26 protein-coding genes, 1 tRNA gene and 2 riboswitches are annotated in these 24070 nt (G+C 58.6%); of the genes, 2 read left to right on the forward strand and 25 right to left on the reverse strand.

Annotation, left to right across the window (positions count from 1 at the left end; translation table 11 throughout):
• Positions 1-2 precede the first annotated feature (2 nt).
• From cobT to NITLEN_RS15960, 12 genes are all read right to left on the reverse strand, one after another.
• Positions 3-1055 (reverse strand): nicotinate-nucleotide--dimethylbenzimidazole phosphoribosyltransferase, encoded by a 1053-nt coding sequence (gene cobT / locus NITLEN_RS15905; protein WP_121990727.1) that lies wholly within the window; start codon positions 1053-1055, stop codon positions 3-5.
• A gap of 15 nt (positions 1056-1070) precedes the next feature.
• Entirely contained in the window at positions 1071-1631 is a 561-nt protein-coding gene (gene cobU, locus NITLEN_RS15910) for a bifunctional adenosylcobinamide kinase/adenosylcobinamide-phosphate guanylyltransferase (protein ID WP_121990632.1), read from the reverse strand.
• Positions 1603-2205: a cob(I)yrinic acid a,c-diamide adenosyltransferase gene (locus tag NITLEN_RS15915; protein ID WP_181416926.1), complete on the reverse strand. Its 603-nt coding sequence runs from the start codon at positions 2203-2205 to the stop codon at positions 1603-1605. The genes cobU and NITLEN_RS15915 overlap by 29 nt, the downstream gene beginning before the upstream one ends.
• The gene (gene bluB / locus NITLEN_RS15920; protein ID WP_121990634.1) at positions 2205-2972 is read right to left on the reverse strand and encodes a 5,6-dimethylbenzimidazole synthase; all 768 of its coding nucleotides are present in this window, start codon (positions 2970-2972) and stop codon (positions 2205-2207) included. The genes NITLEN_RS15915 and bluB overlap by 1 nt, the downstream gene beginning before the upstream one ends.
• Positions 2973-3071: 99 nt before the next feature.
• Positions 3072-3659 (reverse strand): hypothetical protein, encoded by a 588-nt coding sequence (locus NITLEN_RS15925; protein WP_121990635.1) that lies wholly within the window; start codon positions 3657-3659, stop codon positions 3072-3074.
• Between the two features lie 65 nt (positions 3660-3724).
• Positions 3725-3940, reverse strand: a complete 216-nt coding sequence (locus tag NITLEN_RS18955) for a cysteine-rich CWC family protein (RefSeq protein WP_121990636.1) — start codon at positions 3938-3940, stop codon at positions 3725-3727.
• Between the two features lie 153 nt (positions 3941-4093).
• Positions 4094-4693 carry a cob(I)yrinic acid a,c-diamide adenosyltransferase gene (gene cobO, locus NITLEN_RS15935; protein WP_121990637.1) on the reverse strand — a complete coding sequence of 200 codons (600 nt, stop codon included), beginning with the start codon at positions 4691-4693 and terminating at the stop codon, positions 4094-4096.
• Positions 4690-6087 (reverse strand): cobyrinic acid a,c-diamide synthase CobB, encoded by a 1398-nt coding sequence (locus NITLEN_RS15940; RefSeq protein WP_219999481.1) that lies wholly within the window; start codon positions 6085-6087, stop codon positions 4690-4692. Before NITLEN_RS15940 ends, cobO begins: the two co-directional genes overlap by 4 nt.
• Positions 6088-6096: 9 nt before the next feature.
• Entirely contained in the window at positions 6097-8163 is a 2067-nt protein-coding gene (locus tag NITLEN_RS15945; RefSeq protein ID WP_121990638.1) for a TonB-dependent receptor plug domain-containing protein, read from the reverse strand.
• 28 nt (positions 8164-8191) lie between these two features.
• Positions 8192-8385: riboswitch (cobalamin riboswitch) on the reverse strand.
• A 70-nt stretch (positions 8386-8455) separates the two neighbouring features.
• Positions 8456-9307, reverse strand: a complete 852-nt coding sequence (locus NITLEN_RS15950; protein ID WP_245924541.1) for an ABC transporter ATP-binding protein — start codon at positions 9305-9307, stop codon at positions 8456-8458.
• A 7-nt stretch (positions 9308-9314) separates the two neighbouring features.
• Positions 9315-10463 (reverse strand): FecCD family ABC transporter permease, encoded by a 1149-nt coding sequence (locus NITLEN_RS15955; RefSeq protein WP_121990639.1) that lies wholly within the window; start codon positions 10461-10463, stop codon positions 9315-9317.
• 10 nt (positions 10464-10473) lie between these two features.
• The gene (locus NITLEN_RS15960) at positions 10474-11487 is read right to left on the reverse strand and encodes an ABC transporter substrate-binding protein (protein ID WP_219999483.1); all 1014 of its coding nucleotides are present in this window, start codon (positions 11485-11487) and stop codon (positions 10474-10476) included.
• Positions 11488-11556: 69 nt separating this feature from the next.
• Positions 11557-11723, reverse strand: a riboswitch (cobalamin riboswitch).
• Between the two features lie 236 nt (positions 11724-11959).
• On the opposite strand from NITLEN_RS15960, the gene NITLEN_RS15965 reads away from it, so the two are divergent.
• Positions 11960-13351 carry a hypothetical protein gene (locus NITLEN_RS15965; RefSeq protein WP_121990640.1) on the forward strand — a complete coding sequence of 464 codons (1392 nt, stop codon included), beginning with the start codon at positions 11960-11962 and terminating at the stop codon, positions 13349-13351.
• 9 nt (positions 13352-13360) lie between these two features.
• On the opposite strand, the gene NITLEN_RS15970 is transcribed toward NITLEN_RS15965, so the two are convergent.
• Positions 13361-13624, reverse strand: a complete 264-nt coding sequence (locus NITLEN_RS15970) for a SemiSWEET transporter (RefSeq protein ID WP_121990641.1) — start codon at positions 13622-13624, stop codon at positions 13361-13363.
• A gap of 127 nt (positions 13625-13751) precedes the next feature.
• Between NITLEN_RS15970 and rpmB the strand changes: the two genes are divergently transcribed.
• A complete protein-coding gene (rpmB, locus tag NITLEN_RS15975) occupies positions 13752-13943 on the forward strand; it encodes a 50S ribosomal protein L28 (protein WP_121990642.1) in 192 nt (63 codons plus the stop codon).
• A gap of 25 nt (positions 13944-13968) precedes the next feature.
• Here rpmB and NITLEN_RS15980 read toward each other — a convergent pair whose 3' ends face one another.
• The 12 genes from NITLEN_RS15980 to NITLEN_RS16035 all read right to left on the reverse strand — a co-directional run bounded on the left by NITLEN_RS15980 (position 13969) and on the right by NITLEN_RS16035 (position 24070).
• Positions 13969-14283: a hypothetical protein gene (locus tag NITLEN_RS15980; RefSeq protein ID WP_121990643.1), complete on the reverse strand. Its 315-nt coding sequence runs from the start codon at positions 14281-14283 to the stop codon at positions 13969-13971.
• 146 nt (positions 14284-14429) lie between these two features.
• Positions 14430-14504: transfer RNA gene (locus NITLEN_RS15985), tRNA-Gly, on the reverse strand.
• A gap of 52 nt (positions 14505-14556) precedes the next feature.
• A complete protein-coding gene (tyrS, locus tag NITLEN_RS15990; protein WP_121990644.1) occupies positions 14557-15768 on the reverse strand; it encodes a tyrosine--tRNA ligase in 1212 nt (403 codons plus the stop codon).
• A complete protein-coding gene (locus NITLEN_RS15995) occupies positions 15765-16223 on the reverse strand; it encodes a helix-hairpin-helix domain-containing protein (RefSeq protein ID WP_121990645.1) in 459 nt (152 codons plus the stop codon). Before NITLEN_RS15995 ends, tyrS begins: the two co-directional genes overlap by 4 nt.
• Positions 16220-17641 carry a dihydrolipoyl dehydrogenase gene (gene lpdA / locus NITLEN_RS16000; protein ID WP_121990646.1) on the reverse strand — a complete coding sequence of 474 codons (1422 nt, stop codon included), beginning with the start codon at positions 17639-17641 and terminating at the stop codon, positions 16220-16222. The genes NITLEN_RS15995 and lpdA overlap by 4 nt, the downstream gene beginning before the upstream one ends.
• A 21-nt stretch (positions 17642-17662) precedes the next feature.
• Positions 17663-18049 carry a glycine cleavage system protein GcvH gene (gcvH, locus tag NITLEN_RS16005; protein ID WP_121990647.1) on the reverse strand — a complete coding sequence of 129 codons (387 nt, stop codon included), beginning with the start codon at positions 18047-18049 and terminating at the stop codon, positions 17663-17665.
• 76 nt (positions 18050-18125) lie between these two features.
• Complete coding sequence (locus NITLEN_RS16010) at positions 18126-19490, reverse strand: tetratricopeptide repeat protein (protein ID WP_146216230.1); 1365 nt, start codon at positions 19488-19490, stop codon at positions 18126-18128.
• Between the two features lie 73 nt (positions 19491-19563).
• On the reverse strand, positions 19564-19983 hold the full coding sequence (gene ndk / locus NITLEN_RS16015; RefSeq protein ID WP_121990649.1) for a nucleoside-diphosphate kinase: 420 nt from the start codon (positions 19981-19983) through the stop codon (positions 19564-19566).
• 131 nt (positions 19984-20114) lie between these two features.
• The gene (gene mtnA / locus NITLEN_RS16020) at positions 20115-21146 is read right to left on the reverse strand and encodes an S-methyl-5-thioribose-1-phosphate isomerase (RefSeq protein WP_121990650.1); all 1032 of its coding nucleotides are present in this window, start codon (positions 21144-21146) and stop codon (positions 20115-20117) included.
• Positions 21147-21186: 40 nt separating this feature from the next.
• Complete coding sequence (locus tag NITLEN_RS16025) at positions 21187-22359, reverse strand: glycosyltransferase family 4 protein (protein WP_181416928.1); 1173 nt, start codon at positions 22357-22359, stop codon at positions 21187-21189.
• Complete coding sequence (locus NITLEN_RS16030) at positions 22344-23429, reverse strand: DegT/DnrJ/EryC1/StrS family aminotransferase (protein ID WP_121990652.1); 1086 nt, start codon at positions 23427-23429, stop codon at positions 22344-22346. Before NITLEN_RS16030 ends, NITLEN_RS16025 begins: the two co-directional genes overlap by 16 nt.
• A complete protein-coding gene (locus NITLEN_RS16035; RefSeq protein ID WP_121990653.1) occupies positions 23426-24070 on the reverse strand; it encodes a PIG-L deacetylase family protein in 645 nt (214 codons plus the stop codon). Before NITLEN_RS16035 ends, NITLEN_RS16030 begins: the two co-directional genes overlap by 4 nt.

Consider the following 24070-nt stretch of genomic DNA (forward strand, 5'->3'; position numbering starts at 1 on the left):
GCTTAGGCTTTCTCCGACACGCCGGCTTCACCGAAGGTGGCCATTTCGGTATAGATCTTGAGCGCTGCACAGACCAGGCTCATACCCAAACAGGCACCGGTGCCTTCACCGAGACGCAGATCGAGATCCAACAACGGCCTCACGCCCAGATGATCGAAGATCGCCGCATGCCCCCGTTCGACGGAACGATGCGACGCGATGAGATATTCGCGGCAACGCGGCTGGAGACCGACGGCAATCAATGCCGCCGCTCCGGCAATGAACCCATCCAGCACCACCGGTACGCGCGCGGCCGCGGCCCCGAGGATCAAGCCGACCAGCCCGCCGATATCCAACCCGCCCACTTTCGCAAGGACATCGAGCGCATCACTGCGATCGGGGCGATGCAGATCGAGCGCCTGCTGGATCACCGCCACCTTCCGCGCATGCCCCGCGTCATCGATGCCGGTCCCGCGCCCGGTCACGTCAGAAACCGGCCGTCCCGTCATCACCGCCGTGATCGCCGCGCTCGGCGTCGTGTTTCCGATTCCCATATCGCCGGTCCCGATGAGGCCAATGCCTTCCTGTGCCGCCTGCGTCGCGAGCTCGACGCCGATCAAGACGGACTGCTCCGCTTCCGCGCGAGTCATCGCCGGTTCGACGAGTAAATTGCGCGTCCCCCGCATCACTTTTTTCGAGATCAGATCCGGCAGCGTTCCGAAATCATGATCGACGCCGATGTCCACCACGCGCACGCCCACGCCGGCATGACGGGCCAACACATTGACTCCCGCTCCGCCGCGCAGAAAGTTCAACACCATCTGCGGCGTGACTTCTCTGGGATAGGCGCTCACACCTTCCTTGGTCACGCCATGATCCGCCGCAAAGGTAAAGACGACACCGCGAGGGATCGCCGGTTTCAGCTCCCCGGTCATCATCACATAGCGCGCCGCGACTTCCTCCAATCGCCCCAAGCTGCCCTGAGGTTTAGTCAGGCAATCCAATCGTGCTTGGGCTTTGGCCAACAACTTAGGGTCCGGCGATTGAATCCGATCACACGCAGCTTGTACGGACATTCCCATTCCCCCTCTTCATTTCAATCGAAGCGGAATCCCACTCACGACCAGGTGCGCCTCATCGGCGCCGGCAGCGAGCACTTGATTCACCCGTCCGGCCAGATCTCGAAAGGCCCGAGCCGTCGGTTCCGCCGGCACAAGCCCCAGCCCCAACTCGTTGCTCACGATCACGATTTTCGCCTTCGTCTTCCGCATCGCCTCCAGCAAGCCGGCCACGCGCTTCAGCACCAGTGGCTCTTTCATCCCGGAGCCCCGCAGATTGCTGAGCCAGAGCGTCACACAATCCAGGACAATCGTCCGATACCGGCTCCCGGCGCGGGTAAACCAGGCTGCGAGGTCGAGGGGAACTTCCGCCGTCTCCCAATCCGCTGCGCGAGTAGCCTGATGCCGTGCGATCCTTGCGGCCATCTCAGCATCGAGACCTTGCCCGGTCGCGACAAAGGCTCTCGGCCCCTTCGATCCGGCAAGCTGCAGAGCGGTCTCGCTCTTCCCCGATGCCGACCCACCGAGCACGAAGATGATCCGACTGGCGGATGTCGTCGCAGACTTACGGCTTTTCAGCTTTTGAGGTGGCATCCCGCTCCCACAAGAATTCCGGCTCACCCTGCGTCTTGGCCACCCAACGGGCCAAGACAAACAAGGCATCGCTCAACCGATTCACATACTTGACGATCGACGGATCGATCGGTTCGACTTTTGACAGCGCCACACACAGCCGTTCGGCGCGCCGGCAGACCGTTCGGGCTTGATGCAAAAAGCTGGAGACTTTCCCGCCGCCCGGCAGAATAAATTCTTTGAGCGGCTTCAGATCTTTCTGACAACGATCGATCAACTTCTCTAACCGCGTCACATTCTTCGCCGTCACCTGCGGCATATTCTTAAACGTCTGTCCCGGCGCCGTGGCCAAGATGCTCCCGACATCGAACAATTTATTCTGCACCCAGCGCAATTCTTCTTCGAGAATGGCTGCCGCCGAATACTCATCGAGCATGTCGGCATTCATGGCGCGCACGACGCCGATTGAGGCATTCAGCTCATCGACCGTCCCATAGGCCTCAACCCGCAGGCTGTCTTTCCAGACCTGCTGCCCTCCCGCAAGGCGAGTTTTTCCCGCGTCGCCTGTCCTGGTATAGACCTTGGTAATGCGCATCACCGTCTCCCCTCAGATCCGGCCGCGGTATTGCCCCACGACTCGTAGTGAATGAGTTCTTCCACCGGAATCCTCGCGCGCCACCCGGCGGACTCCAAGTCCGGCTTCGTCGCAAAATCCGACACGTACCCGAGACAGAGATAGGCCAGCACTGTGACCGGCTTGGGCACCCCAAGCACCCGCTTCAAGGCGCCATGATCCAGAATGCTGACCCATCCGACCCCGATGCCCTCCGCGCGCGCGGCCAGCCAAAGATTTTGAATGGCGCAGCAGGTGCTATACAAATCCGTGTCACGCACCGTCGAACGACCCAGCACATGCGGACCTCCCCGCTGGCGGCTGCATGTCACGCCGATATTGATCGGCGCTTCCTCGATCCCCTCCAGCTTGAGGCTCCGGTAGAGCGCGGCCCGCTCTCCGCGATAGCGCGCCGCCGCTTCGGCATTGGCCTGCCGAAATAGCTCTTTCACCGCTCCCTTGGTCGCACGATCGCGAACCACCACAAAATCCCAGGGCTGCATGAATCCCACCGACCCGGCATGGTGGGCCGCCGTCAGCACGCGCGTCAAGATCCGGTCAGGAATCGGCGTCGGGAGAAAATTTCGGCGGACATCGCGCCGCTCGAAGATCGCCCGATAGACCGCCTCCCGCTCCGGCACGCTAAACTCATGGCACGGCTCAGGGCTTTCTTGCGTCACGCTCGCCCGTGGAGCGACTCCATCGCGGCCGGATCGTAGGCCCCTTCGAACACCCGTTTCCCGAGCCATACGCCTCCTTCACAACACATCCATCCAACCAACCAGCCGCCTGTCTCAGTGGATGATCGAATGAACGCGCCCGCTCGATCACCCTACGGTCCAGCTCAGCTAACTCGACGTCCTGAATCGCTCGGTCCGTGCCGCGACCGCACCGGCCACGCTCAATAATGTATGAATCCCACCGGCAATACCGACATAGAACAACACTGCCGAGAAGCCTCCTGGGAAATACGTCACGAGGCGCATGGCAAACTGGGTCAGATTCGTCTGCTCAAAACGGCCGGAGAAAAAGTAAAAGCCGCCGCTTGAAATCAATTCACACAGAGCCGCGCCGAACACGAGACTCACCGCCAGCGGGAGCAACGTCACGACATTCTCCTGGTGGCGTGCGGCATACCAGCGGCCGGCTCCCCACAACACACCATAGGCCGGCAACAAGAAACCATAGGCAGGACTGACACAGAAATTATCCACGCCTCCCCACGTCACCGCCGCAACATCGAGCAAGGCCGCTTCAGCCAGCAACGCCGGAAATACCCAGCGGGATGAGAGATAGCAGCCGGCAAGAAACAAGACTGCCCAGGACGCGCTCGGCAAATGTTCGAGCGTGCCGAAATGATGGCCGCGCGTGGCGGCCATCAGCGTGGCCAGAGCAATACCGATAACGATCTGCGCCCGAGGAGAACTTATACACATCGCATGATCCCTCCTAGCCAGTTGTTGAATATCCGAATACTGAATATGTTCATCGCGTACGCAGATCACGTGGCAGGCTGAGTGCTCTGCGATAGCGGAGGCCCCAGTTCACCGGCGGCAACCTTCCCCAAACAGCCGGGACAGAGGCAGTCTTTATAATGGGCGGCAATCCAGTCCATCTGCGACTCGGTGATGCCAACCTTCCCGCACCAACACTGATAGCCGCCGCACGAGAACGCCACACCGCAAGCTTCGCATGTCTTAGTCACCGGTCCTCTCATAGGCGAGAAACACTCCCCTCTTTGTATAGCAGGCTGCTCAAAAAGACCGTCCAGCAAGGCCGCAGCAAGTGAAGGGCCGAGGCGTACCCTCCGGGGTACGTTGAGGGTCTGAACGCTGCGAGAACGGCGCTGGCGGGATTTTTCAGCAGCCTGCTAAAACTCCACCCCCGGCTGCGCCTTAATCCCTTTCCGAAACGGATGCTTGATCTGCTTCATCTCGGTGACGAGATCGGCTTCTTCGATTAAGACGTCTTTCGCCCCACGGCCCGTCAGCACCACATGCTGCATCGGAGGGCGGGCGCGCAGTACGGCAACCACCTCCGCCGCGTCGACGTAGTCCTGCTGCAGCGCGATATTGAACTCGTCGAGAATCACCATCGCATAGGACGGATCGCGCAGGAACCCACAGACGGTCTGCCACGCTTCTTGAGCGAATGTCGTATCTCGTTCGCGATCCTGCGTCTCCCAGGTATAGCCTTCGCCCATTCGGAGAAACGTGACGCGATCGCCGAACGATTTCAACGCCCGCTCTTCCGCCGTATCGATCGCCCCTTTAATGAACTGAACGACCGCCACCTTCATTCCGTGACCGATGCATCGGAGAGCCATCCCCAGCGCAGCCGTTGTTTTGCCCTTCCCGGCGCCGGTATAGATTATCAACAGCCCTTTCTCTTCTTGCGCTGCCTCGATCCGCCGATCGACCGAGGCTTTGAGCCGTTCCATCTTTGCCTTGTGTTCCACTTGATCTGTCATTGTGCCTCCCCTTGACGCCTAGCGGTTCGCCGGGCTTCATTCACGAGCGTTGCGGCGATCTCCGGTCGGCTGGAAAAGTGCAGATGGGTATAGAGCGCCAGCACATTGTCCAGCATGAGCCCGTCCTGCCCCTGTGAGCCGCCTCGCGTATCACTCAGCGAACAAGCAAAGTCGAGCGGCCCGCGCGGCACCAGCGTCGAGTAATGAAACTCGTGCCCCCTTGCGATGATGCCGGAGTCACCAAGAACGCACGGCTGGGATAATGCCACCGTTCGATATCCCAACATCATGCCGGCCTTCCCCATCACCGCTTCAGCGGGAAACAACCCGACCATCTCATGTGATCGCCCCTCAAAGTCACGAATCGCCTGCGTGAGGTACATCATGCCGCCGCATTCCGCATAGATCGTTCCGCCCTGTTTGGCAAAATCTCTGATCGCCCTTCGCATGGAGCTATTCCCCGCCAACGCCGCTCCGTGCAGTTCCGGATACCCCCCGCCGAGATACAACATGCCCACATCATCGGGAATTGTTTCGTCCGTGAGTGGAGAAAATGGAACCAGCTCGGCTCCCTCCGCTTCCAGCAATTCAAGATTCTCAGGGTAGTAAAAGCAAAAGGCTAGGTCCTGCGCAACGCCGATGCGAACTCTCACCTTCCCTCGACTTTGCAAGCAGGAAGACGGGGAGGTCGCCTCTTCCATCCCACCGCACGAGCCGGCCAGGGATTCAATCCGATCCAGATCGACCGTGTCGGCCGCAGCCTTCGCTAGTCGGGCATAGAGTTCGCCGGTCCCCTGCTCCATCGCGGTCACCAGTCCGAGATGGCGATCGGTGATCGTCACCGCCTGATCCGGTCGCAAATAACCCACCGCCGCCACGTTCGTGTACCGCCCGACCGCTTCCTTGAGCAACTGGTAGTGCCCCTCGCTGCTGACCCGATTGAACAGGACACCCACGACCTTCAACGCCGGATCGAACTGCGCATACCCCGACACCATCGCCGCAGCGGAACGGGCCATCGCACTGCCGTCGATGACCAGAAGAACCGGCGCATTTAACTGCTTGGCAAGTTCCGCCGTGCTGCCGATCTCGTTCACCGGCGAACTGCCGTCGAATAGTCCCATCATCCCTTCGATGATCGAGATGTCCGCATCCGCAGCAGCCTTCGCAAAAATTGCGCGATTGAGGTCCGCCCCCAACATCCACCCGTCCAGATTCCGAGAGACACGCCCAGTGGCCGCCGTGTGATGGCCGGGATCGATAAAATCCGGACCTGCCTTGAACGGCTGTATCCGGCGGCCCCGCTGTCGCAGAGCCGCCAGGATGGCCAATGTCACCGTCGTCTTGCCGACCCCGCTGGACGTGCCTGCAATGACCAGTCGAGAATAGTTCAACTGATGCCCTTATTTCGCATCGTAGTTCACTCGCACGCCCGCGAAAATTGATCGAATGGGAGTGCCGTAGTAGAGCACTTCCTCATACTTCTCGTTGAAAATATTGTCGGCGCGCACATAGGCTTGCACCTGCTTCATGACATCGTAGGTCGCGGAAAGATTCCATACATCAAACGCCCGCATTTTTTCCGTACTATTGACATCATTGAACCGCGATCCGACATATCGTCCTTCAAGATTGATCCTGAGCGGGTCAATTGGCTGGTAACTGACAATCAGGCTCCATTGGTCAACCGGCATGCGCGGGGATCGATTACCCGGATACTGTTGAAGATTCCGACTGATGGTATTGGTGTATTGCGCCTGCACATCCAAACTCTTGATCAACGGAACATCCCGAATGACGGCATACTTCACGCTGGCTTCCCATCCTTTCGTTCCCACAAGACCGGCATTCTCAGCGCAGAAACCGAATGGGCTACACACCGTCGAACTGGCCTGCGTAACGATCATGTCACGGAAACGATTCCAGAAGTACCCTCCGCTGATGGTCAAACGCTTATCGAGCAAATACTGGTCCACACCAACGTCCATACTTTGGCTTCGTTCCGGCTTGAGATTCGCATTGCCATAAAACGGAAAATATAGTTGATTGATCGTGGGAGCACGAAAGCCGGTCGCGTAGCTGCCTCGCAGTTTCGTGCCGGTTTCTTGATGCAGATAGCCCGCGGTCGTTCGATAGGTTGTCGCACCGCCAAAGACATTGTACTCATCATGCCGCACACCGGCCGTCGCGAACACACGATCCCAGAGATTGAGTTGAGCTTGAGCAAACCCCGCATGACTGGAAAGGGTCTTCGTCGGGATATCTAGACTATTCGTGAGCAGGTCTCGATTCTCCCCTTGCTGCTCACGAAACTGATATCCGGCTGTGAGCAGCAGAGGCTTCCCAATCTGAAAATTATTCTGCCACTCAAGGCGATTTGACACCGTGTTAATCTGCGATCGAAAGAGAAACGGCGTTGAGACAACTCCCGTTTGCACATTGCGCTGACTTTGCCCTGAAGAGGACTCTAAGTCCTCAGTTTGACGTGCCGCAGTAAATACTTGATTCCACCAGTTCGTGATCGGCTGGGTATAGGCAGCGCTGTAAACAAACTGTTGGCTATTCGAGAACCCTCCCAGCGTATCAAACCCAGGTCCAAAGCCATTGTCGAAACTTGCCTTGCCTTGTAACAGGCGAAAGTTGAAATCGAGCCTCCCCTCATGTGGAAGCGCGATACCGAGGCGTGTGGACGCCTGCCAGTTGTGGAACCCATCTCGTTCCGTCGCACCTCGCCGATAGTTCACGGCTGAAAAGCCGGTATAGTCCCAACGAGACAGCGCAACACTATAATCCACAATTCCCGTTTTCCCCGAAACCTGGCCGCCTTCACGAATAGACGAAAATGATCCGTACTCAAAGAACGCATTTGCCGACGGAGCACCCGTACCTCTCTTGGTGGTGATATTAATCACGCCACCCATCGCATCCGCGCCCCACAACATGCTTTGGGCACCGCGAAGGATTTCGATCCGTTCGATATTGTCTGTCGTCAGATTCGCCAGGTTGAATTCGCCCAGCGTTGCGCTATTCATAATCGCGCCATCAATGAGCACCAGCACTTGATCGGAATTACTGCCGCGAATACGAACCGACGTGCTCGTTCCCGGACCGCCATTCGAGAATACCGTGAGGCCCTGACTCAGACGAAGAGCGTCCGCCACGGTTTTGATCTGCCGTCTCTTCAGGTCCTGTTCGGTAATCACTTCCGTCGCACTCGTCACTTGAGTGACCGGAATCGGCGTCTTCGTGGCGCTGACAAAGACCTCGGGGGTTTGAATGATATCGGCCTGTTCGGCGGGAGTAACATCTTTAGTCTGAGCAGCCGGGGCGACACCTTGAGCCTGGTCGGCCGGTGCACTCTCTTGGGATTGGACGGCCGGTGCAGCATCTTGAGCCAGAGCGGCTTGAAGCGGCTGGCAGACACTGAGGACGCACGCACACAATACCCATCGCAGGACAAACAACGACATGTTACAGCTCCCTTGTGCTCGAAGGGTTCAGTCGAATCAACTGCGGGCTGGGTCTCCTGACTTGCGGATCGTCGCGTCTCTGCGCCTTCCCATGTGCCGAAGCACACAGTGGCATGATGCAGACTTACTCCCCGCTGACAGTGGCGGCACCGTGATGGATTTGCACCATCTTCCCCGTCCCCCGCGTCGTTTCTACAAAACGCCCTTTCACGTTAAAAATGATCGTCCCCCCTCACACCAACCCGTCACGGCCGGGGACATGGCCGTGCGGAATTACATCCGATCGAATCGTTCAACCCGGCATCGTGACGCGCGGACGGCCGCTAGTGGGATGGGCATCGACCACGACGTCGCAGCCATACACCGCCCGCAAGCTCTCCGGCGTGATCGTCTCCATGGGTGAACCGATCCGGACGATCCGCCCTTCCTTGAGCATCATCACCCGATCGCACGCCTGACTGGCGACATTCAAATCATGCGAGACCAGCACGACGGTAAGCTGCCGTTCACGTTGCAGCCGGCTGATCAGCGCGCACATTTCAATCTGGTGATTGATGTCGAGAAAGGCCATCGGCTCATCGAGCAACAGTATCGTGGGCTCCTGGGCCAAGGCCCGTGCAATCATCACCCGCTGGCGCTCGCCGCCCGAGAGGTCGGACACGAGGCGACCGGCCAAAGCCAGCACATCCGTCTCGGCCATCGCCTGATACGCTTGCCGCAGATCATGGTCGGACTCATCGCCTATACCCATTCCCCACCAGGACTCACGACGATGCGGGAAACGTCCCATGAGGACAGTTTCCGCCACCGAAAAGGGAAACACCTGCACATATTCTTGTGGAACGACGGCAATGGAACGCGCAAGGAGCTGCGGATCAATGAGTCTGATCGACTGGCTTCCAAGCCGAATCTCGCCGGCATTCGGTCGTAAGAGCCCGGCCAACAGCTTCAGCAGCGACGACTTCCCTGAACCGTTGGGCCCCACAATGCCCAATACTTCTCCCGCCCGCACCTCGCATGAGAGATCTTCGATCGTCCAAGACCTCCCCGCTTGATCGCTTCGATAGCGAAACGAGATTCGGTCCGCTTGCATGGCCGTACCTGAAGAGCACGCAACGGCCACGGAGGCTTCTGTCAATGGCATATCCACGTCACAGCATCCGATCTTTGCGCCAGAGCAGGAGATACAGAAAAAATGGGCCGCCGGCGAGTGCCGTCACGATCCCAACGGGGATTTCCGCCGGCGCCAGAATGGTCCGCGCAATCGTGTCGGAGATGACGAGGAACATGCCGCCCACCAAAGTTGATGCCGGCAGCAAAAGCCGGTGATCAGACCCCACCACCAGGCGCACGGCATGCGGCACAACCATCCCCACAAATCCGATCATCCCGCTTACCGACACGACGGCTCCGGTCAGCAAGGCCGTCAGGACGAACAACTGCTTTTTGATTCGCTCCGTCTCAATGCCCAGTGAGCGAGCCGTTTCCTCCCCCAGAGTCAGCACATTCAACGCATGCGCCTTGTGCATCACGATCACCAACACCAGCACCGCATACCCGACAAGCACACCCAATGCCGGATAGCCCGGCGCCGTAAGCGATCCCATCAGCCAGGCCATCAGGCCCGCAGATCGATTCGGTTCCATGATCGACGTGATGAACATAATCAGCGCGGTGAGAATCGCGTTCAGAATGACGCCGGCCAGCAAGAGACTATGGATAGGCAGACGCCCTTGTGACTGAGCCAATCGATAGATCAAGAGCAGCGCCAGCAACCCGCCGGCAAACCCCCACAACGGGAGGAGGGGTAAGAACAGCAGCGAGGCCCCGATACCCAGAAGCATGGCCAGGGCCGCGCCTAAGGCCGCGCCGCTTGAGACACCGAGCACATAGGGGTCAGCCAGCGGATTTCTCAGCAACGCCTGCAAGGTCACGCCGACCGCGGCAAGGCTGCCGCCGACGACAAATCCCATCAACACCCGAGGCAATCGAATGTGCATCATAATGATAGCCGCGGTGCCCCCGCCCTCACTCTCCACGCTACCCAAACCCAGCCACTGTTTCGCGATGACCAGCACCGTCGCAAGATCGACGCGCGTCGCTCCAAACTGGAGACAGAGGATGCAGAGTGCGACGCTAGCGGCGCCCAACGCCCCCATGATCCCAAGCCACCGGCGGCGCGTCAGAATCGTGCCTGTGCGCCGCCACGCATCCCGATGACTCGCCGTCTCTCCATCGAATCTGGTCGACGCGAGGGATGGCGGTTCGGGAGTCAGAAGCTGAGGGGATAGGGGCGTCATAGGCTCTTTGCTACGGGAGGGGCGATGGTCCAGCCACAAGCTCAGGGTGAAGAATGTTCACCAGCATCGTCAGCGCCTGGCCGATTCGAGGCCCCGGCCGGTTCAAGAGATCGGCGGGAATCTGGTGCAACCGGCCTTGCCGGACCGCCGTCATGGACTGCCATTGCCGCCAGGTCTGCTGCTCACTATCTGGAATGCCTTCGGCTTTTCCCACAGGGAAGAGCAGCACTTCCGGATCCTGCTGCAGCACCACTTCCAAACTCAGCCGTGGATACGGCAGCTGGCTCTGAGCGGCGACATTGGCGCCTCCGGCGATTCGAAGCAGTTGATCGATAAAACTTCCCGGCCCCACGGTTATTAACGGCTGACTATTCAGTACGTACAGCACCCGCACAGGAGACACCGTCTGAGTTCTGACTCGCACAGCGGCGATGTCCTGCCGCAAGCTCATGGCAATGGCATTGGCCTGCACCGAGCGATCCAGCATGCGCCCCAGCGTTTGAATATGTCCTAGAATATTTTCCACCGTCGCGGCGGACAGGATGAAGACCGGAACCTTCAATTGCTCCAGCTTCAGAATGACATCGGGTTTGAGAAATTCCTGCGGGGCCAAGACGAGATCTGGCTGGAGAGCCATCATCGATTCGAGATTCGGATGGGCATACCCAAGCTTTGGCTTCGTCGACGCCTCCGGAGGATAGTCGCAAAAATCGGTCACCCCGACGAGTTGATCCCCCGCACCGATGGCAAACAAGATTTCGGTCACGCTTGGCGCCAGGGAGACGATACGCGTCGGCGTCTTGGCCAAATACATCTTCCGGCCGGCATCGTCGACGAATGACCGCGACGACACGTGAGCCATAAACGGCATACCGGTCAGAATCCCCTGCTGACGCCGCTTCATCTCCGCACAGTCCCCCTCACCGCAGGCCCACACGACGGAGTTACCCGTCACGATGGCCACGGCCAACACCACACCGATCAGAATCCAACGGCCACGCGAGCGCAAATAAAAAATCCCCAAGGCCTGACAGAGACCTTGAGGATTGCACCCGGTTCTTCATCCTCGCCTGTTCCCCAGCCCTCGAGGGAACGATGGTCAATTCATTGGGCAGGTCTTCTGGCTCATGGTTCACCCTACTCCCCGCGCCTTCCCATCCACCAGGTGGACAGTGGCAATACCGGGTTTCGTCCCCATTCACAGCGGCGGGACCGCGAGGGAGTTACACCCTCTTCCCTAACCCAAGAATCATATGTGTGGAGGCACAATAGGAGACCCCGCTGATTTTTGTCAAGTTCATTAATGGCCGAAACGCGTGCGGCGAGCGCAGGATCCAGGGCGTCCACGCGCCTCATTAAATCTGGAGAACGGCCTATCAATGCGAGGTTAGAAAAATCGTCCGGTCGGCATGAGCCTTGCTGATCCGGCGCTACGGAGATCCCGCGTACAGAGTGACCGGCTGACCATACCCTGAACAACGAGGGCGCAGAAATCCATGCGGAACATTATTATTAGCCTCTGTATCATTGGGCTCTTTCTTGAACTATCAGGCCTGATCTGGTCGGCGAAAAAGGACAAGCCTAGCGAGACATTTGTCAGACTCTCAACTCCACCGGCCCGCAATATCGAACGCCCGCTCGACAACGGCTATTTTCTGTTGCTGGGGATGGCCGCTGCGGGTGGAACGAACCCCGTCCAAACCGGATACGACATCTGGAGTGAAACCGGGGCACGACCGACAGAACGCGGCTATGACTTAGACAAACCAGGACGGACAGAGCTTCGACTGCCGGTGGCCTACGACCGTGTCGTTCCCGAATGGCATGCCCACGACCCGTTGTCGGAATTCCAGAACAACGAGGCTTCGTTTCGGTTGTCGGCTTCGCTCTATGCGCCACTCGTCACACGATACGAACAATTTCTCCGTATGCAGTTTGAGGATTGGGGATACGGACATACCGGCGCGCCCCGCATTGAAGAGCTTATGGCGGCCCACCGCCTGTTTGTGGCAATCGGATTCGGCGAACAGGTACGGACCGGGCTCGATCGACTCACCCTGGACGTTGCCAAGTGGCGTAGCGTCCTGCGGGAAGCCCGAACCCTCCCGGTGAAGATACTAGCGTCAGTGATGATCGAAGACGATGTCGAACTGTTGTCGCGCATGCTGAGTCAAAGCACGGTCGACAAACGCGTGCTGGTTCAAGGGCTCAATTTGCTCCAGCCATTGACTCTAGCTGAATACTCACTCCGTTGGCCGATTCAAAATGAATTTATGATGGGCTATCAACGAAGCCGTACGGAATCGGCAAATGGAACCCGGCTTTCTCAGGCCGACCCTCACATCCTGGAAACGGTCACGATCCTGGCCCATCTGCCGTCCGATGCATTCCAAAAAGTGGCGCACCCCAAAAGCCTGACGGGATTTGGCCTGGCCGCATCCGGCCAGCGCACCTGGGACGCGTATTCGAGCTATTACGACGCCACCATTAAGGCCGCTGAAACGAATCACAGCCCGCTTCCTCGCCTGCAATATATCGCGAGACAGTCGCCCCGAACCTTTCTCGAACGGCTGGCCGATCCGATGGAATTCGAACCGCAATGGGAGCCCTTCAGTCAACACTTGGTTGAAACAGATGCGCGGCTGCGCCTGGTCTCACTGCAAATCCTGATGCGCAAGCCCACCGCCACCGTCACCATTCCGACCAGACTGGCGGAAGTCGGCTCGATGTACTTCGACCCCTTCACCGGACTCCCCATGCTGTGGAGCCCAACACAAAAGAAACTCTATAGTGTGGGGAAAGACCGGCTCGACGATGGGGGAGATCCAAGTTTCGATATCAGCGTGCCGCTTCCGCCTGCCTTCACAGCGCCGTCACCGGCCTCGTAGCAAGAGGCGTCAACGCAGCTTCTGATACTTCAGCTTGAGCACCAAGATCGTGAGTGTCAGGAGAAACGTGATGACGTTTGTGACAACGATCGGCCATGCCATCAGGTACAGACCGTAGACTAGCCACAGAAAGACTCCTGTTGTAAAGGTCACCAACATCGCCAGCGACATATCATCGGCAGACTTTGTCCTCCAGGTCCGCTGTAGTTGTGGCAGGAACGCAATGGTGGTGAGTGTCCCGGCAACGAATCCGATCCAATTCGCAGTCTCCATTCCGTCCCTTCTCCTGTCGATTCTCAAGACAGCCACCGGCATCTAGCCAGCTACTTGTCACAGTTCGTCTTAATGTGCTATTTTACCGAGCTAATCATTCGCTCGATCACTCAGAAGGAGCACTACCGTGGCATTCTCTTGCGATCTTTGTCAGAAAAAACCGAAATCAGGTAACAACGTCAGTCACGCGAACAACAAGACCAAGCGGGTATTCAACCCTAATATTCAGACTGTTCGCGCCGTCATCGACGGAGCCAACAAAAAGATTCGCGTGTGCACCCGGTGCCTCCGCTCAGGACTGGTCAAGAAGGCCGTCTAGGTCCTTCTCCGCTCCCATTCAATCTTTACGGCATTGAGAGCAGGACTCGGCCTCCGCGCTCGGTCAACTTGATCGCCTGCGGATCATCGGCCGACAGTGCGAGAGTCCTGCTGCCGTCTTTGCTCCTCAGCACGAGTCCGACTTCACCATTCGTGTCCAGCCCAAGGCCGGCTCTGGCTTTCCCCGCCTGATCCAATAGTAAAAACTCTTCCGCATTCACACCGTTTGCCTTCTGCGCTTGAACAGCCCTGCCCGAAAGGAACTGATCGCTCAGCACGCCTCCGACAATGCCGCCAAGAAATGCAGCCATCACAATCACTAGAGGTTGCCCCATCTTCATGTCACGTCCCTCCTAATCACGTGCGTGTATCTTGATGCGCTCTATAGAAAAGTCTCTGACCCGTTTCCATCACCGCACCGGCGAAAGAGACAAAAAAGGACTTGGAAGCGCGTGCCGTCCAAGTCCTTAGGTGTGACGTGTGAATTTGGAGCGGGCGATGGGATTTGAACCCACGACAACTTGCTTGGGAAGCAAGGACTCTACCACTGAGCTACGCCCGCTCGCTGTGGTGCATCCTACGCGGGCGACGATTCCAAGTCAAGAAAGGCCGTCCTACTTGGCCCGCTCAACCACGGCAAACTTGCGCCGGCCGATTTTCATTTGGTACTGGCGACCGGCATCCAACGTGACAGTGGCATTGGCGTCGCTCTGCTTCTTCTGATCAAATTCCACGCCACCTTGAATCACCAGCCGCCGGGCTTCGCTCTTGCTCGTCACCAAGCCTGTCCTGGCTACAAGATCAACCAGTCCGATCGACTGCCCATCTTTCAAATCCTGCTCCGTCAGCACGAGCCGCACATCCGGCTCGTCCGGAAACTCACGCTCGGAAAATTTGTGCTGAAAAGCGCCTCTCGCCTGCCTCCCCGCTTCTTCACCGTGATACCGAGCCACAAGAAGCTCGGCCAGCGACTGCTTCGCTTCCATCGGATGCAATGCCTTCACTCGCGCAAGATCTTCCGTGGTGAGCAATTCATAGTACCGCAGCATCAACGCGTCGCTGATCGACATCACCTTCCCGAACATGTCTTCCGGCTTATCTTCGAGCGCGATGTAGTTGCCGACGCTCTTGCTCATCTTCTTGATGCCGTCCGTGCCTTCCAGCAACGGCATCGTGATGACCACCTGCGACTCCTGCCCAAAGTCCCGTTGCAGTTCCCGCCCGACCAATAAATTAAACTTCTGGTCGGTCCCACCCAGCTCCACATCCGCCTTCATCGCAACTGAGTCGTACCCCTGCACCAGCGGATAGAGAAACTCATGGACGCTGATCGGCTTTTGCTCGTGAAAGCGTTTGTGAAAATCGTCCCGCTCCATCATCCGCGCCACGCGATAGTGCGCCGCCAGCTGAATCAAGCCCTCGGCCGTCATCGCACCCATCCAGGTACTATTGAACTCGATGACGGTCTTCTGCGGATCGAGGATCTTAAAAATCTGCCGCTGATAGGTCTTGGCGTTCTCCTGCACTTGCTCTTTGGTCAACGCGCGGCGGGTTTCCGACACGCCGGTGGGATCGCCTATCATGCCGGTAAAATCGCCGATCAGGAAGAGCACCTGATGCCCGAGATCTTGAAAATGTTTCAGCTTGTGGATCAGGACCGTATGGCCGAGATGCAGATCAGGCGCAGTCGGATCGAATCCCGCTTTCACGCGAAGGGGACGATTCTCCTTCAACGAGCGAGTCAGCTTCGTCTCCAGTTCTGCGCGCTGAATGACCTCCACGGTTCCCCGCAAAATCAGATCAAGCTGCCGACTCAATTCACTCATATCGGCCCCTTCTTTCCCTGTTCCACTGCAGCTGACTTCGCAACCGTGACAAATGGCTTCAGTTGTTCCAGCTTCTTCTTTCCAATCCCCTTCACCGCCCGCAGATCCTCGACCGCATGAAACCGCCCGACAGACTTCCGATAATCCACCATCCGTTTGGCCAACACCGGCCCGACGCCCGGAAGCTGATCGAAGTCCGCCGCCGTCGCACGGTTCAAATCCACCCGTTGCGCGCTATTCGCCTCCCTGCGCACCTCACTCACTCCGGCAGACGGAATCGTTGGTTCGCCTACCGGAACCACGGTTGGAGAGGCGTTATCGGAAAACAACGACGCTGCATGAGTCACCGCAGGCCGCTGCATCGTTTGGGGAACCTGCCAGCCGATCCACAATACGACGCCCATCGTCATCGCCAACATGCTCAGCTTGATGAGGAGCGACTGAAGCACGCTCATGATTTCTTCTTCATCTGGTGAATCGCACAACCCTCGACATCTTCGACTGCTTCGACGAAACCTTCCGCGAGCGTCGGATGGGCATGAATCATGTGGCTGATCTGCGATACCGTCGCCCCCTGCTCGATGGCAAGCGCAGCTTCGTGAATGAGGTCCGCCGCATGGGCGCCGACAATGTGCGCACCGAGCAACCGGCCGGTCACCGCATCCGCAATCACTTTGAACAGGCCCGTGATATCGCCGGTCGCTTGCGCCTTACCCAGCGCCGCGTAGCGGAAGCGTCCCACCTTGACGGCCTGCTCCGGATCGTGGCCGGCCGCTTGCGCCTGTTCACGAGCCTGCCGTTCCGTCAGCCCAACCCGGCCAACTTCCGGCAACGTGAAGATACCGGCAGGAATGACGTCATAGCGGATCGCTGTCGGATGCCCCATGATGTTTTCAACGGCGACTTTCCCTTGCGCCGACGCCACATGAGCAAGCATGGCCTTTCCGACCACATCGCCGATCGCATAGACGCCGGGCACATTCGTCTCCATCCGGTCATCGACCAAAATCTCGCCCCGCTTCCCCAGCGCAATACCGGCTGCCTCGACCCCGATGTCACGGGATTGAAATCCGCGTCCAATCGAGACCAGAAGCATCTCCGCTTCAACCGTACTGCCATCTTTGAGTTGCGCGACCACCAGTCCATCACGCACCTGCGCCTCTTGAATCGTCGTGCCCGTTCTGACATCGACGCCGCGCTTCTTGAGCTCGCGCGCCATCAGCACAGAAACCTCTTCATCTTCCAATGGAAGCACGGCCGATTGCAGCTCGACCATGGTCACCTGCGTACCCAAGCCACTGAAGAGCGAGGAGCATTCACACCCCTCGACCCCGGCGCCGAGAATGATCATCCGCGGCGGAGCCGATTCGAGATCGAGCGCCTGCTTGCTGGTGATAATGGTTTTCCCGTCGACAGGAAATTGCGCCAGCTGCGGCCAGGATGATCCCGTAGCAATCAGAATCGCATCCGCCTGCACCTGCCGTTGCGAGCCATCCTTTGCGGTCACCGCAATCGTGCGCGCATCGACCAACCTGCCGCGGCCATCGACTACATCGATCTTCCAAGCGTTGAACAACGTGGCAATGCCCTTGACCAGCGACGCCACCACCTTGTTCTTCCGCGCCACCATGCGGGCAAGATCGTAGCGCGGCGGACCGGACAGCAGAAGGCCAAGATCCTCCGCTTTTTTGAGCTTATCGCCGAGTTCAATGACGGAGAGGAGGGCCTTGCTGGGAATACAGCCCCAATTCAAACACACACCGCCGAGCGCCTGTTGCTCGATGACCGTGACTCGTGCGCCCAATTGGGCCGCGCGAATCGCCGCCACGTACCCGCCAGGCCCGGCTCCCAGAATCGCGATGTGTTTCGGCATGGAAAACGTTACGAGCGCGCGTTAATGTTTCTGACTGGCGAGAAAGGCTTCGTATTGGGCGGCCGTCATGAGTTGATCGACCTCTCCGGGATTCGAAAGATCGATCACGGCGATCCAGCCCTTGCCATAGGGATCGGAGTTGACCACTTCAGGATGATCCTTCAGGTCAGTGTTGATCTTCGAGACCGTGCCGCTGACAGGCACATAAATGGTCGATGTCGTTTTCGTCGATTCCACTTCGCCGATCTGCTGCCCGGCGGTCACCACGGCGCCGACTTTCGGCATATCGAGGAACACAATATCCCCGAGAGCATCCTGGGCAAAATGGCTGATACCCACGGTTGCTTGCTTCCCGTTGAGACGCACCCATTCATGTTCTTTGTGATACCGCAAGTCGCTCGGAATCATAGAGTCTCCATCCGTAATCAATTGAAGAAACGCCCATGGAAAGACGTCGGATCGTAGAGGGCAACCACATGATTTGTCAAGGAAGATTGGCCGCATTTCGAGGCAGCAGCAACAGATTCCCGTCTTCCACTTCCAGCGTGACTGCCCTGAGCCCGTCGGTCCACTCGCCGAGCGGAGCCGTCTCCGGCACCATCGCAGAACGAACCAGCCAGAGTCGGTCGGGCGAACCCACTTGCTGAGCGACCTGTTCCAACAACGCCGGCCCCTTGTTGTCCTCTGTACGAATCACGAGTTCCCCTCCACTCCGCCTGAACAAGTCGTTCAGATCCTCACCGTATTGCTCTAACCCGATCAACGGTTCGCTGACCGTGCTTCCGTGAACCTCAATCAACAGGCGCCCGGCCGGCTTCTCATCACGAATCAATTTTCTGATACGCGCAGCCACGGTGGCATAACTTCTGGCCTTCCACCCCACCCAGCGCCAATAGATCGCCTCCCGGTCATACGCCATTACCCCGGCACCAACGGAGTCACCCAATAATTGCTGCGGTGTGATGGTCAGACCGAAGGCCGAGGTAAACAGCTGAAATGATGAGTCAGAAAAATCTTGCGCGAAGCCCTGCGTCTCTCTTGCCCTCAAGAAAATTCCATCGCAACCGGCCCGCAGCAGCACCGTCGCTCGTTCCGCGATGACAGCTTGATAGTCAGGATGCAATGGATCTGGAAGCATCGCCGGCTCCTGGCCGTTGGGCGCCACTCCCCGCATGACAAGAGAGCGGCTCAGCCATTCGGGCCTAAGCGCGATGCCGCGACCGTGATGGAAATCCAGCGTACCCCACACCGAAAGACCAGCCAGATGCGCCGCACCAATAAAAGCCTCGACTGTTTCCGGATTCCTATCCTTGCCCCACTCGGAACTGGCCGGATCCAGCAACACCGTTGTGACACCGGCCTTTAGCAATGTCTGCAACCACGTCACCCAACCTGACACCGGCGGGAGTTGAGACAGAGGAAGCCCCAACGCAACCTGACGCGCGACCGTGACATGAGACCCGCCTGGAATCTGGCGCAACTGATCAAGCCGACTCAACGCCTGTTGCTGGTAGCGCTGTGTCCGAGAATCGCCCCCGGCCTCACCCGTGGCGAGGGCGCGGTATTCGGCCATGGCCGCACGATAGTCCCCCATCTGCTCATAGGAACGTCCGAGCCACCAGCGCGCCTCTACCGACTGCGGCGAATTAGCCACGGTTGAATCGACAACTCGCCGGAAGAACAGTGCGGCTGCGGGATATCGTTCCTGCGCGAACGCCCGGTGGGCCTCGCGCAACAGGCTCAATTGCGCGTCGCGTGCAGGATCATCGTGAATCTGATCAAGCGGGGCTGAAGAGGAAGGAGGAGCCAGTCGCGGGCTACAGGCACACAACAGTGCGAGAGACAGCATCAGCGCTGCCCCTCGCATCCGCGATTGTCCAGAAGTGAAGGGCAAAGAACCCATCGCCCTCCGAGAAAATGGCTTAACTGAAGATTTCCATGCCGGGAAAGAAATACGCCGTCTCGAATGCCGCGGTTTCAGGCGAATCCGATCCGTGCACAGCATTGAACTCAATGTTGGCGCCATGCGCCTTGCGAATCGTATTCGCGTCAGCCTTGGCAGGATCGGTCGCACCCATGAGCTCCCGATTCTTCTTAATCGCATTGTCGCCCTGCAACACAATCACGACCGCCGGCCCGGACGACATAAAGGTGCAGAGACTATCGAAGAACGGCCGCGCCTTATGGACGGCATAAAATCCCTCCGCGACCGGCTTGGACATCTGCATCAGCTTCATCGCCACCGGCTTCAGCCCTGCTTGCTCATAGCGGTTGATGATGTCCCCGACGGCATTCTTCTTCACGGCATCAGGCTTGATAATCGCTAACGTACGTTCACTCATTGTGGCTCCGATTTCTTCAGAAAGTTAAAGGATACATTGAACAGCGTTGGCGCATTATAAGTGGCTGATAACGGGCTTGCAACTGGTTGAAGAAGACGAGGAACAGATTCGATTCGATCAGATGGGAAGCGCTACGATGCGAACTGCTTGGCCAGTTCACTCGGCTTGAAGACGCCCCGTTCGGTGATGATGCCGGTGATCAGTTCAGCCGGGGTCACGTCGAAGGCTGGATTGTAGACAGCGACGCCAGCCGGCGCGATCGGGTGGCTGCCATGGATGGTGGTGACTTCTAACGAGTTGCGTTGCTCGATGGGAATGTCCGCGCCGGTCTTGGTCTTCAAATCGATGGTTGAATACGGCGCCGCGACATAGAACGGAATGCCGTGCGCCTTGGCGAGCACCGCCACGGAGTACGTACCGATCTTGTTCGCCACATCGCCATTGGCCGCGATCCGATCGGCGCCGACGACACAGAGCTGGATTTTCCCCTGGCGCATGAGTGATCCGGCCATATTGTCGGTGATGAGCGTCACCGGAATCTTGTCCTGCATCAGCTCCCAGGCCGTAAGCCGGGCTCCTTGCAAGACCGGGCGCGTCTCATCCGCAATGACCTGAATTTTCTTCCCCTGCTCCCAAGCTGCGCGAATCACACCGAGAGCCGTCCCATATCCCGCCGTCGCCAGCGCACCGGCGTTGCAATGCGTCAGTACGGTCTGCCCATTGGCGATCAACTCCGCGCCATGCTTCCCCATCGCCTTGCACAACGCGATGTCCTCATCCAGGATCGCTTGCGCCTCGGCCAGCAGCGCGGCCTTCACAGCGGGAACCGCCTGCGCGCTCAAGGAAGCAAGTTTCTTTTTCATGCGATCGATCGCCCAGAACAGATTGACGGCCGTCGGCCTGGTGACGGCCAAATGATCGCAGATCGGCATCAGCGCCTGCGCAAACGCGGGAAACTCCGTCGCTGAGACCGCCTGCGCACCCAGCGCCACACCCAACGCGGCCGTCACCCCGATCGCAGGGGCTCCACGGACTTTCAATTCACGAATGGCATCGGCCACCGCCCGATAGTCCCGGCAGTCGAGAAACTCGACATGCTCGGGCAGCCGGCTCTGATCGAGCAGACGCACAACACCGTTTTTCCATTCAACTGTAGGAATCATGGAGGGATCTTCTAGCGGGAACGGAGAGAGAGTGCAAGCCCTAACGACGACGACCGCTCAATTCAAGGATGGTCACCATGCCGACTATGAGCCCGGCTTGGACGAGCAGCAGAACCGCCTCTTGAAGGCCGGCATGGCGGAGCGCCATGGCGGAAAGACCGAGACAGATCGTAAGCAGAAAAATCATAGCCACGCTGGCCTGCCGGGACCCCAACGCCCGCTCTAAGCGATGATGCAGATGGTCCTTCCCCACATAGTCCAGCCACTCTTTCACGGAATGCACCTTTCCAGTGACCACACGCTCCACGGTTATGTGGATCATGTCGTAGATGAGCACGCCGAAAATCAGCAGCGGATTGCTGAACGACACGATGGGACTATGGTTGGCCCAGTTGCCCTTGACGGCCAGGCACGCGAGCGTAAATCCGAGGAAGGTTGATCCGCCGTCGCCGAGAAAAATTTTGGCCGGCCGGCCGCCCCGAAAGTTGTACGGGAAGAAGCCGGCACAGGCGCCGATGATGGCCATCGCCAACCATCCTACACCGGGCTGGTCGGTTTCAAAGGCGACCATTCCCATAAACCCCGCCATCAACATGGCTAACCCGGAGGCCAGCCCGTCCATGCCGTCGAAGAAGTTAAAAGCGTTCGTAATCCCGACGATCCAGAGCAGAGTCAGCACCATGTTGGCTGCATCCCCGATGCCGCCTGCCGGAAAAAGCGTGAGCACTTTTCCGGAGACGATGACAATGCCGGCCGCCACGAGCTGCGCGACGAGTTTCAATGAGGCGGGCAATTCCCGGATATCATCGATCACGCCGACGAGTAACAGCAGCGAGCCCGCCAGCATAATCGCTATCATCCAGTCAGGAAGAATTGAATTCATCAGCACGGATCCGACAAAGCCCGCATAGACCGCCACGCCGCCGAGCCGAGGCGTGGGCTGCACATGAATTTTGCGCTCTGTCGGGATATCTACAAGATTCCAGCGATGACTGATTTGCACCATGATCGGGGTAAGGGCACAGCTTCCGAGAAACGCAAACAGCAAGACATACAGCCAGCGCACCCCCTCTAACTGAAACAGGTCGCGGACCGCAGGCACGGCCAGGGTCACCGCCCCGAATAACGCCGCCACCATCGTGGGCGTGAGCCATCGCCAAGAGCGCGGAGTCACGGCTATCGACAACTCGTTCTCGATTACTCGCGTCGCCATTCGTCCCTCATTACCATACATACCTGGGCCGCTTCTTCGCCGGTCAGATCAGGATAGAGCGGGACAGAAAGAGCTTCCTCCTCCGCCGCCTCACTGGCCGGAAACCCGTCGAGACCGAGATAGCGATGCAGCGACCGAAACACCGGCTTCCGGCATTGCACGCCCTGTCGCTCCAATCGCCCCAGACATTCGCTCAGTTCATCCGAACCCGGTCGCGTCTTGGAGATCCGCACAACGAATCGATAATAGACGTGCGATCTGCCGCCCGGTACAACCGGCAGGATTGCGGAACTGCCGGCCAGCGCTTCGCGATAGCTTTGAGCCAGACTCACCCGCCGGGCAAGCAATTCCGGAAGTCGATTCAATTGCGCCAACCCAACGGCCGCCTGCAAGTCCGTCATCTTGAGATTCGTCGCCTGGGGATTCAGCGAAGGAGCGCCGTCATACTCCCGCAACGCGCGCGCCCGCTCAAGCAAGACAGGATCGTTGGAGAGCACCATCCCCCCTTCGCCGGCGCACAATAACTTGTTTGCATAGAACGAACAGACGGTGAGCACCCCCACCGAGCCGACAGACCGCCCCTGCTCCATGGCACCCAACGTCTGCGCGCAATCCTCAATGAGCGGCACCCCCAACTGCGCAAGCGCCGTCAGGTCTGCAGGCAACCCAAACAGATGCGGCACAATGATCGCGCGAGTCTTGGACGTGATCGCCGCACGGGCCAGAGCGGCATCGATCTGAAACGTCTCCGGGTCAATATCCACCAGACGCGCCTGCGCACCCACACGCTGGACCGCTTGCCACGGCGCCGCACACACATAGCTGGGCAGCAGCACCTCATCGCCGGGGCCGATGTCCAACACGCGCAGCGCCACTTCCAGCGCCATCGTTCCCGAATTGACCGCCACGCCGCCGGCCACGCCGACATAGGCAGCCATGCCCCGCTCGAACTGCTCGACCACCGCGCCCTGCGCAAGATGGCCGGACTGCAGCACCGCGGTGACCGCACGGATGTCTTCCGGTTCGATGGACGGACGGGAGTGAGGAATCATGGTCGTCGTGATCGTCATGCTCCGATATTAATAAACAATCGCAACGGAAGAAACCCTTCTGCGTTTTTCACCCGGCCCTGAATCCCGCGAAAATGCGCCGACGACCGGATCACATCCACGATGCTCAACGCTTCGATATTCGTCTTCCTGACCTGCGACGCATGGGCCTCGATAGAGGCAATCTTTTCGTTGAGGACCTGATCGATATCGACAAAGACCGTAGGCGCAAAGTTCTGTGTCGTCGGACCTTCGTAGAACAGGACGTTCTTCGTGTAGCGCGTCGCCGAAATCGCCGCCATGGCCAGATGACGGTGGTCCTGGTGCGTGTCGTCGTGATAGTGCACGAAAATAAAATGCGGATCGACTTCCTTGACCACCGCTTCAATGGACTGAATCAGTTCCCGCCCCATCGGAATGGCAGTATCCTGATACCCGCCCCAGTAAATCCGCTCGACGCGAAGCTGCTTGGCCGCTTGCTCCTGTTCGAACTTCCGGAGCTCACCGGCGCCGCCCTGCTCTCCCTCGGTCATCACCATCAAGAACACCCGATGCCCGTTTTGCGCGTACTTGACCAACGCCCCGCCACACCCGGCTTCGATGTCGTCCGGATGGGCGCCGATCGCAAGAATCCTCATTGCCTCTGTGCCATCGAATGTCAT

The organism is Nitrospira lenta (assembly GCF_900403705.1).
In the GTDB taxonomy this organism is placed as follows: domain Bacteria; phylum Nitrospirota; class Nitrospiria; order Nitrospirales; family Nitrospiraceae; genus Nitrospira_D; species Nitrospira_D lenta.

What these genes read in the sequence shown, in the direction of transcription:
- bluB (WP_121990634.1), bottom strand. Translation starts at nt 2,972, where the DNA reads ATGGCTCGGGAAACGGGTGTTCGAAGGGGCCTACGATCCGGCCGCGAT.
- lpdA (WP_121990646.1), bottom strand. Translation starts at nt 17,641, where the DNA reads ATGCCGAAACACATCGCGATTCTGGGAGCCGGGCCTGGCGGGTACGTG.
- NITLEN_RS18955 (WP_121990636.1), bottom strand. Translation starts at nt 3,940, where the DNA reads ATGAGAGGACCGGTGACTAAGACATGCGAAGCTTGCGGTGTGGCGTTC.
- NITLEN_RS15995 (WP_121990645.1), bottom strand. Translation starts at nt 16,223, where the DNA reads ATGAGCGTGCTTCAGTCGCTCCTCATCAAGCTGAGCATGTTGGCGATG.
- NITLEN_RS16010 (WP_146216230.1), bottom strand. Translation starts at nt 19,490, where the DNA reads ATGCTGTCTCTCGCACTGTTGTGTGCCTGTAGCCCGCGACTGGCTCCT.
- NITLEN_RS16035 (WP_121990653.1), bottom strand. Translation starts at nt 24,070, where the DNA reads ATGACATTCGATGGCACAGAGGCAATGAGGATTCTTGCGATCGGCGCC.
- NITLEN_RS15955 (WP_121990639.1), bottom strand. Translation starts at nt 10,463, where the DNA reads ATGACGCCCCTATCCCCTCAGCTTCTGACTCCCGAACCGCCATCCCTC.
- cobT (WP_121990727.1), bottom strand. Translation starts at nt 1,055, where the DNA reads ATGTCCGTACAAGCTGCGTGTGATCGGATTCAATCGCCGGACCCTAAG.
- NITLEN_RS15925 (WP_121990635.1), bottom strand. Translation starts at nt 3,659, where the DNA reads ATGTGTATAAGTTCTCCTCGGGCGCAGATCGTTATCGGTATTGCTCTG.
- cobO (WP_121990637.1), bottom strand. Translation starts at nt 4,693, where the DNA reads ATGACAGATCAAGTGGAACACAAGGCAAAGATGGAACGGCTCAAAGCC.
- gcvH (WP_121990647.1), bottom strand. Translation starts at nt 18,049, where the DNA reads ATGATTCCGAGCGACTTGCGGTATCACAAAGAACATGAATGGGTGCGT.
- cobU (WP_121990632.1), bottom strand. Translation starts at nt 1,631, where the DNA reads ATGCCACCTCAAAAGCTGAAAAGCCGTAAGTCTGCGACGACATCCGCC.
- mtnA (WP_121990650.1), bottom strand. Translation starts at nt 21,146, where the DNA reads ATGATTCCTACAGTTGAATGGAAAAACGGTGTTGTGCGTCTGCTCGAT.
- NITLEN_RS16030 (WP_121990652.1), bottom strand. Translation starts at nt 23,429, where the DNA reads ATGACGATCACGACGACCATGATTCCTCACTCCCGTCCGTCCATCGAA.
- NITLEN_RS15945 (WP_121990638.1), bottom strand. Translation starts at nt 8,163, where the DNA reads ATGTCGTTGTTTGTCCTGCGATGGGTATTGTGTGCGTGCGTCCTCAGT.
- tyrS (WP_121990644.1), bottom strand. Translation starts at nt 15,768, where the DNA reads ATGAGTGAATTGAGTCGGCAGCTTGATCTGATTTTGCGGGGAACCGTG.
- NITLEN_RS15965 (WP_121990640.1), top strand. Translation starts at nt 11,960, where the DNA reads ATGCGGAACATTATTATTAGCCTCTGTATCATTGGGCTCTTTCTTGAA.
- NITLEN_RS15950 (WP_245924541.1), bottom strand. Translation starts at nt 9,307, where the DNA reads ATGCCATTGACAGAAGCCTCCGTGGCCGTTGCGTGCTCTTCAGGTACG.
- NITLEN_RS15980 (WP_121990643.1), bottom strand. Translation starts at nt 14,283, where the DNA reads ATGAAGATGGGGCAACCTCTAGTGATTGTGATGGCTGCATTTCTTGGC.
- NITLEN_RS16025 (WP_181416928.1), bottom strand. Translation starts at nt 22,359, where the DNA reads ATGGCGACGCGAGTAATCGAGAACGAGTTGTCGATAGCCGTGACTCCG.
- NITLEN_RS15915 (WP_181416926.1), bottom strand. Translation starts at nt 2,205, where the DNA reads ATGCGCATTACCAAGGTCTATACCAGGACAGGCGACGCGGGAAAAACT.
- NITLEN_RS15970 (WP_121990641.1), bottom strand. Translation starts at nt 13,624, where the DNA reads ATGGAGACTGCGAATTGGATCGGATTCGTTGCCGGGACACTCACCACC.
- ndk (WP_121990649.1), bottom strand. Translation starts at nt 19,983, where the DNA reads ATGAGTGAACGTACGTTAGCGATTATCAAGCCTGATGCCGTGAAGAAG.